Here is a 2,580-nt window from a genome sequence, read left to right on the forward strand (position 1 = left end):
GATGCGGTCGAGGCTCATGGCACGGGGACGGCTTTGGGTGATCCGATCGAGGCGCAGGCGCTGTTGGCGGTGTACGGGGATCGCGGTGAGGGCGGGGAGCCGTTGTGGTTGGGGTCGGTGAAGTCGAACATCGGTCACACCCAGGCCGCGGCCGGAGTCGCCGGGATCGCCAAGATGATTCTGGCGATGCGGCACGGTGTCCTGCCCCGGACTCTGCATGCTGAGACGCCGTCGTCGAAGGTCGACTGGACAGCAGGGAACGTGCGGATCCTGGCCGAGGAACAGGCCTGGCCGCAGACCGGCCGTCCGCGCCGCGCCGGGGTCTCCTCGTTCGGAGTCAGCGGGACCAACGCTCACGTGATCCTCGAACAAGCCCCCGACACCGCTGGCATCACGGATACGACTGTCGAGTCTCCCTCGGATGTGCTGTTGGTGGTGTCGGCGCGGTCGCCGGAAGGCCTGCGCGCTGCTGCCGGACAGCTGGCCGACTTCCTCGAACAGCAGCCCGTGTCGAGCCTGAGTGATGTGGGGCGTGCGCTGTTGACGTCCCGTTCGGTGTGGGAGTTCCGGGCCGCGGTGGTGGCCGCGGATCGGGACGAAGCCGTGGCGGGGCTGCGAGCCGTTGCCGCCGGGGACGCGGGGTCCTCGGGAGCGGCTGGCAGGGGCCCGGTGGTGTTGACGTTCGCGGGTCAGGGTGCTCAGCGGGCGGGTATGGGCCGGGGTCTGTGTGCGGCGTTCCCGGTGTTCGCGGAGGCGTTCGACGAGGTGTGCGGGGCGTTGGACGCCGAGTTGGGTGGGGTGGCGGGGTTCCCTCTTCGGGAGGTGGCGTTCGCTGATGCGGGTTCTGATCTGGCCGGTCTGTTGGATCAGACCTTGTACACGCAGTCGGTGTTGTTCGCGTTCGAGGTCGCGTTGTGGCGGCTGGTGGAGTCGTGGGGTGTTCGTGCGGATGCGCTGGTGGGGCATTCGATCGGTGAGCTGTCTGCGGCGTTCGTGGCTGGTGTGTGGTCTTTGGGGGACGCGGCACGGGTGGTGGCTGCCAGGGCCCGGTTGATGCAGGCACTCCCGGCCGGGGGTGCGATGGCGTCGCTGGCCGCCGATGAGGACCAGGTCACCGGGCTTGTGGCCGACCGGGCCGGGGTGTGGATCGCGGCGGTGAACGGGCCGCGGGCGGTGACGGTCTCCGGAGAGCGGGCCGCGGTTGAGGAGATCGTCGATCTAGCGGCTGGTGCGGGGATCCGGGCGCGGCTTCTGCCGGTTAGTCATGCGTTCCATTCGCCGTTGATGGATCCGATGTTGGAGGAGTTCGCCGCTGTGGCGGCCGGCGTCGCCTACCGGGAGCCGTCGGTGGCCGGACGACGAGAGTGGATGTCCCCGGAGTACTGGGTCCGGCAGGTCCGCGAACCGGTCCGCTACGCCGATGCCCTGGCTGAGGCCATGGTCGGCACCGGCGCGGGGTTCGTGGTCGAGATCGGCCCGGACGGGAGCCTCACCTCGTTGGCTCGGGCTGGCGACCACCCGACCGCGGCGGCCGTCGCGTTCTCGCGCCGGAACCAACCCGAAGTGGCTGCCGCCGTCGCCGGGCTGGCGGAGCTGTGGGCTGTTGGGGGGCCGGTCACCCGGACCGCCCTGGCCACGCTGATCCCGGGCGCCCAGGTGCCGGGTCGGGTGGTTCCGCTGCCGACCTATCCGTTCCAACGCGATCGTTACTGGCTCGCCCCTAACCCCGCCGCCGGTCAGGTGGCGGGTGGTCATCCGCTGCTGGGCACGGTCGTGGAGGTGCCCGGCGGGGTGATGCTGGCCGGGCAGGTGTCGCTGAGTACGCATCCGTGGTTGGCCGACCACGTGATCGCCGGTGCGGTCGTGGTTCCCGGTGCGGTTCTGGTGGAACTCGCGATCAGCGCGGGAGATCGGATCGACTGCCCCGTCCTGGATGAGCTCATCATCCACGCGCCCCTGCCGATCCCGGCGTCCGGAAGCGTCGAAATCCAGGTCCACGTCACCGACACCGACGCCACTGGACGCCATCCGGTGACGGTGAGTTCGCGTCCAACAGGCGCGCAGGACTGGCGGCGAAACGCCGAGGGCTTCCTCACCGCGACCGTGAGTGCGGCCGACCAGACCGGTACGGCGATCTCGGGAACGTGGCCGCCACCGGGAGCACGCCCAATCCCTGTCCAGGACTTCTATGAGAACCTCGCCGACCACGGATACGCCTACGGGCCGTCGTTCCAAGGTCTGACAGCGGCCTGGACAAGTGATGGGGTGATGTTCGGCGAGGTCGCCCTCCCCGAGGACACCGGAACCGACGTGTCGGGGTACGGGATCCATCCCGCTCTCTTGGACGCCGCTCTTCATCTGTCGATGGCGGCGACACCACCGGGCGACACCGACAGCGTGCTGATGCCGTTCGCGTGGAACCGCGTCGCCCTGCACGCAACCGGTGCCACCGCCCTCCGGGTCCGCGCCACTCCAGGCCCCGGCGGCCTGACGGTGGACCTCGCGGACACGGCCGGTGACCCGGTCCTGACCCTGGGAGCCCTGACCACACGGCCCGTCGCCGCCGCCGACCTCACCGCC

Annotated in this window: 1 protein-coding gene; it reads left to right on the plus strand. The window is 70.2% G+C overall.

All coding sequences use genetic code 11. The features are described 5' to 3' along the window. Positions 1-2,580, plus strand: a 2,580-nt coding sequence (locus MXD61_RS05510; protein ID WP_285223160.1) for a type I polyketide synthase, incomplete at both ends; no start/stop codon positions are given.

It is taken from the genome of Frankia sp. AgPm24 (assembly GCF_023243055.1).
GTDB lineage: Bacteria > Actinomycetota > Actinomycetes > Frankiales > Frankiaceae > Frankia > Frankia umida.